The organism is Phenylobacterium ferrooxidans (assembly GCF_042714595.1).
GTDB classification, from domain to species: domain Bacteria; phylum Pseudomonadota; class Alphaproteobacteria; order Caulobacterales; family Caulobacteraceae; genus Phenylobacterium; species Phenylobacterium ferrooxidans.
In genome coordinates this window covers 1-4,602 of sequence record NZ_JAOTJD010000078.1, presented here as the reverse complement: position 1 = coordinate 4,602, position 4,602 = coordinate 1, and the positions used below count along the sequence as shown (strand labels likewise).

6 protein-coding genes are annotated in these 4,602 nt (G+C 69.9%); 1 reads left to right on the top strand and 5 read right to left on the bottom strand.

Annotation, left to right across the window (positions count from 1 at the left end; genetic code table 11):
• Positions 1 to 145: 145 nt before the first annotated feature.
• The 5 genes from OCL97_RS22385 to OCL97_RS22365 all read right to left on the bottom strand — a co-directional run bounded on the left by OCL97_RS22385 (position 146) and on the right by OCL97_RS22365 (position 3,306).
• Positions 146 to 571 carry an OsmC family protein gene (locus tag OCL97_RS22385; RefSeq protein ID WP_377371906.1) on the bottom strand — a complete coding sequence of 142 codons (426 nt, stop codon included), beginning with the start codon at positions 569 to 571 and terminating at the stop codon, positions 146 to 148.
• A 151-nt stretch (positions 572 to 722) separates the two neighbouring features.
• Positions 723 to 1,154: an NUDIX hydrolase gene (locus OCL97_RS22380; RefSeq protein ID WP_377371904.1), complete on the bottom strand. Its 432-nt coding sequence runs from the start codon at positions 1,152 to 1,154 to the stop codon at positions 723 to 725.
• 125 nt (positions 1,155 to 1,279) lie between these two features.
• Positions 1,280 to 2,008: a hypothetical protein gene (locus OCL97_RS22375; RefSeq protein WP_377371903.1), complete on the bottom strand. Its 729-nt coding sequence runs from the start codon at positions 2,006 to 2,008 to the stop codon at positions 1,280 to 1,282.
• A gap of 22 nt (positions 2,009 to 2,030) precedes the next feature.
• Positions 2,031 to 2,420 (bottom strand): hypothetical protein, encoded by a 390-nt coding sequence (locus OCL97_RS22370; protein WP_304778926.1) that lies wholly within the window; start codon positions 2,418 to 2,420, stop codon positions 2,031 to 2,033.
• Between the two features lie 91 nt (positions 2,421 to 2,511).
• Positions 2,512 to 3,306: a Cof-type HAD-IIB family hydrolase gene (locus OCL97_RS22365; protein ID WP_377371902.1), complete on the bottom strand. Its 795-nt coding sequence runs from the start codon at positions 3,304 to 3,306 to the stop codon at positions 2,512 to 2,514.
• A gap of 145 nt (positions 3,307 to 3,451) precedes the next feature.
• Here OCL97_RS22365 and OCL97_RS22360 point away from each other — a divergent pair.
• A partial coding sequence (locus tag OCL97_RS22360; RefSeq protein WP_377371901.1) for a peptidase C69 family protein occupies positions 3,452 to 4,602 on the top strand: 1,151 nt, incomplete at its 3' end.

Here is a 4,602-nt window from a genome sequence, read left to right as displayed (position 1 = left end):
CTCCACCGCCTATCGGCGGTCCCCCTCCCCCGTAAACGGGGGAGGAAAGTTTGACACCGTAGGTCTCGATCAATCGCACGACGCCGTTGGTCAGGCGCTGAGACCGCTGCGCTGTGTCGAGGGCCGCTTCATCGGCGCTGCGGGACTAGGTCTCGGACGTCGGGGCGGCGGACTTGCGAACAATCCTGCCGGTGAGGGGGAGGGCCGTGGCGACGGTGTTGGAGATGGTCCCGTACTTCCGCACATTGGTGTGCAGGAGTTCCAACCGGTGGTCGCTCTCGTCGGTGTCGACGATCAGCTCATAGTCGATGGAGACCATCTTCGGCGGACTGTCCTGTCGCTCGCCGTGCAGGCGCACCTCCACGCCGCGCAGCTCGAAGGCCAGCAGAGGTGTGACCCGCTCCACACCCTTGATCATGCAGGCGGCGATGGAGGCGAGGAACAGCTCGGCCGGGTTGAAGGCGTCCGGCCGCCCCTTCACGTCGGTGTCGAGCAGGATCTGAGCCTCCTTCGTCGTCGCCAGGCTGCCATGGGCGTCGACCCGGCGCGCTTCGACCCGATATTCCAGCATGGCGCAGTCCTTCGATGGGGGCGTCGCGACGGCGCTCCGGGCCTTGATAGACCCGCCAGGGTCCACCCACCCTGAGCCAGATCAAGCGGGGGGCGGCTCGCGGCGGTGATGACTTGTGTTTCCTTCTCCCCATGCGGGAGAAGGACGCTGCTTATCCCCACCCGAACTCGGAATAGATCTCGCCGGCCAGCACGTGCGCCAGTCCCGCGCGGATGTAGGGGATGGTGTTGGCGGGCAGTTGATCCAGCGGAAACCAGCCCAGGTCGTCGCACTTGTCGGGCTCCATGTTCACCGGCTCGCCCGGCCAGGTGTGGGCGCGGAAGAACAGGGAGAGGCGCTCGCTGTCGGATTTGCGATGCATGGTGTGGAGGAGGACCAGGTCTGAGGGGGCGAGGCGCAGATCCGCCTCCTCGAGGGCCTCGCGGGCCATGGCCGCGGCGAAGGTCTCACCGCCGTCAACGTGGCCGGAGACCAGGCCGTACTGGCCATCGGCATAGCCGGTGTTGCGGCGAAGCCCCATGAGCGCCTGGCCGTCGCGGATCAGGACGAGGTGAACTTCGGGGATGATCATGAAGCGGGCCATCGGCGATTCTCTCCTGCGAACGGGGTGAGACGCTAGTCCGGCCGCGCCCACGCCAAAAGGCCCCCCGGTGCGAGCCGGAGGGCCTGGCGGTTCTCAGCGCCGTGGGCTTGGGCGGCGCCTCTGACCTAGATGTTCGTGCCGGGGATCGGGGCGGTAATCCCGGCGGGGCGGCGGTCGCCACCGGTGTCGATGCTGTCGTCGCGGCCGTCCTGGTTCAGGAAGGAGCGGCTCTCGCCGTAGCGCTGGCGTTCGCGGAGGACTTCATCGGCGGTGTAGGGGGCCGCGTCATGATCGAAGCGGCTCCAGCCATCGGCGCGGTAGGCGGTCCCGCGCGTCACGGCGTCGACGCCCTGGTGCTGGTTGAGGATCTGGTCGACGCGTGCGGCGTCCTCGTCCTTGGCCTTGACGCTGACCAGGGCGCCGCCGCGGCGGACGCCCTCGGCATAGACGTGGGCGTCCTCGTCGGAGTGACCAGCGTCCTTCAGGGCGCCGAGCACGCCACCGGTGGCCGCGCCAGCCGCTGCGCCGGCGGCGGCGCCGACGACGGTGGAGACCAGCCAACCGGCGGCGACCACGGGGCCGAGGCCGGGGATGGCCAGCATGCCGAGACCGGCCAGCAGGCCGCCGCCGGCGCCGAGCAGGCCGCCCTTGGTGGCGCCCTCGGCCGCGCCTTCAGCGGTCTCGTTGTCGTCGTCGAGGTCGGCCTTGTCGTGGCGATGGCCCTCGTGCCAGTTGTCAGCGTTGCTCGCCACCAGGCTGATATCGTTGTGGGAAATGCCCGCGTGTTCCAGTTCGGAGACGGCGGTCATGGCTTCGGCGTGGCTGTTGAATAGACGTGAGACAGTGCGGCTCATGGTGAGCTCCTAAGCTTTGAGATTAGCGGGCGGTGACGGCGCCCTTGAAGTCGAGCGACACGTCCATGGACTTGCCGTCCTTCATCGCCTTGGCGGTCCAGATGCCGTCGGCGCCCTTCATCAGGCCGGTGACGTCGGTGTAGCCGGCCTTCTCGATGTGGCCCTTGGCCTGGCCTTCGGTGAAGGAGTTGGAGGCCGCCTCGGGGGCGACGTCCGAGGCCGTGGCGCCGGCGTCCACCGCGTCGTTGGCGGCGGGCGGCGAGACAGCGCCCCCGGCGGCCATGGCGTTGGCGCTGGCGTCGCTGGCGGCGGCCGAGGTGTCGGTCGCGGTTTCAGACGCGGGCTTGGAACAGGCCCCCATGAGGGCCAGGGTCAGAGCGGCGCCCGCAAGGGCCCCCATTGCATTTCGCATGAACGTTTCTCCGGAGATTGAGGCCCAACCAGCGCCTCAAACCCGGTGTTCGTTCCGACAGCCCAGCTTGAAATCTACGGGCGGCGTCGCTTCACCCCAGCAGGGTTTCGATCACCTGGGCCACGCCGTCGTCCTCGTTGGCGGCGGTCGTCTCGCGGGCGGCGGCCAGCACCGCGGCGTGAGCGTTGGCGACGGCGACACCGCGGCCGGCGGCCATCAGCATGGGAATGTCGTTGGGCATATCCCCGAAGGCGATGATCTCGTGGGCCTCGATCCCCAGATCGGCGCCCAGGTGGAGCAGGCCGCTGGCCTTGGACACGCCAAGGGCGCCGAACTCCACGAAGGGGGCGCCCGAATGGGTGACGGCCACGCGGTCGCCGGCCAGGGACCGGATCAGGGCGTGCAGATCGTCGATCTCGTGGGCCGGATGGTGGACCAGAATCTTGACCAGGTCCTCGTCGCAGAGGCTGTGGACGGGCTCCACCCGGGGCTCGTGGTGGTGGATGAAGCCGTCGAACATGGAGAGCGGGAAGGCGTCCTCGCGGCCCACCTTGTGGCCGTGCTCGGTGGCGAAGCTGAAGTCGGGGTCGGACCGGCGCAGTTCGCCGATCAGCTCCAGGGCCACCGCCGTGGGCAGGGCCTCATGACGCATCACCCGGGCCTGGGTCAGGTCGTAGAGCAGGGCGCCGTTGGAGCAGACCGCCATGCCGGTGATCCCCAGGTCGTCGGCGATGTGGTGGACATCCCGCGGCGGCCGGGCGGTGACGAAGGCCACGGCGATGCCGGCTTCGCGCGCATTGGCGAGGGCTTGCCGCGTGCGCGCCGAGATCGAGCCGTCCCGCCGCAGCAGGGTGCCGTCGAGGTCGGTGGCGATGAGGCGGATCATGGTCGCTTTTGATCGCGCGGCGGGAGTCGGTCAAGCCGGCGGCCTCCTTTCTCCTGTTGCTCGTCATGGCCGGGACAAGGCCGGGGATGACGGAACTTGTTGAGGGAGGCGTCGACAAGCTCTCTTGCCCCGATAAGCTCACCCCATGTGCGACACCCTTGTAGCCCTGGCCTCCGAGACCCCGCGCGGGAAGCTGCTGTTCGCCAAGAACAGCGACCGGGAGCGCAACGAGGCCCAGGTGCTGGAGATGCACCGGCGGCGGACGGGCGGCGGGGATCTGAAGCTCACCTACATCACCATCCCCGACGTGGCGCAGACCCAGGCGGTGTTGATCAGTCGGCCCTGCTGGATGTGGGGGGCGGAGATGGGCGCCAATGAACATGGGGTGGTGATCGGCAATGAGGCGCTGCATGCCCGCGTCCCGGCCCAGCGCAAACGGGCGCTGACGGGGATGGACCTGGTGCGGCTGGGGCTGGAGCGCGGCGCGAGCGCGGGTGAGGCGCTGGCGGTGATCATCGGCTTGCTGGAACAGCACGGCCAGGGCGGCGACTGCGGCCACCTGGGGCGGTTCTACTACCACAACGGCTTCATCATCGCAGACGCGCGGGAGGCCTATGTGCTGGAGACGGTGGGGCGCGACTGGGTGGTGGAGAAGGTCGCCGGGCGGCGGTCGTTGTCCAACGCCTATTCGATCGGGGCCGACTGGTCGGCGATCAGTCCGGGGCTGGCGGCGCAGGGGGCCGGGCGGTTCGATGTGGCGGCCCGGCTGATCGACGAGGCGCGCGACGCCATAAGCTTCGGGCGCGGACGCTGCGCGCGGGGGCAGGCGCTTCTGGACGGGGCGGGCGCGGCCCTGACCCCCGGCGCCATGATGGCCATCCTGCGCGACCACGGGGAGGCGGCCGACTGGAGCCCGGCCAATACGGTGGGGCGGACGCTCTGCATGCATGCGGCGCAGGGGCCGCGCCGCAGCCAGTCGGTGGCCTCGATGGTGTCGGAGGTGGGGGGCGAGCGCGCCGTGCATTGGGTGACCGCCACCTCGGCGCCCTGCACCAGCCTGTTCAAGCCGGTGTTGTTCGAAGCCGGCCCGCCGCCGGTGGGGCCGGCGCCCACCGACACCTATGACGGCGAGAGCCTGTGGTGGCGGCATGAGCGGCTGCACCGGGCGCTGCTGGCCGACCACGCGACGGGCATGGCGCTGATCGCCGACGAACGGGACGCGCTGGAGGCGGGGTTCCGGGCGCGGATCGACGCGGCCGATGATCTGCCCGCCGCCGTCGCCCACTGCTGGCGGGG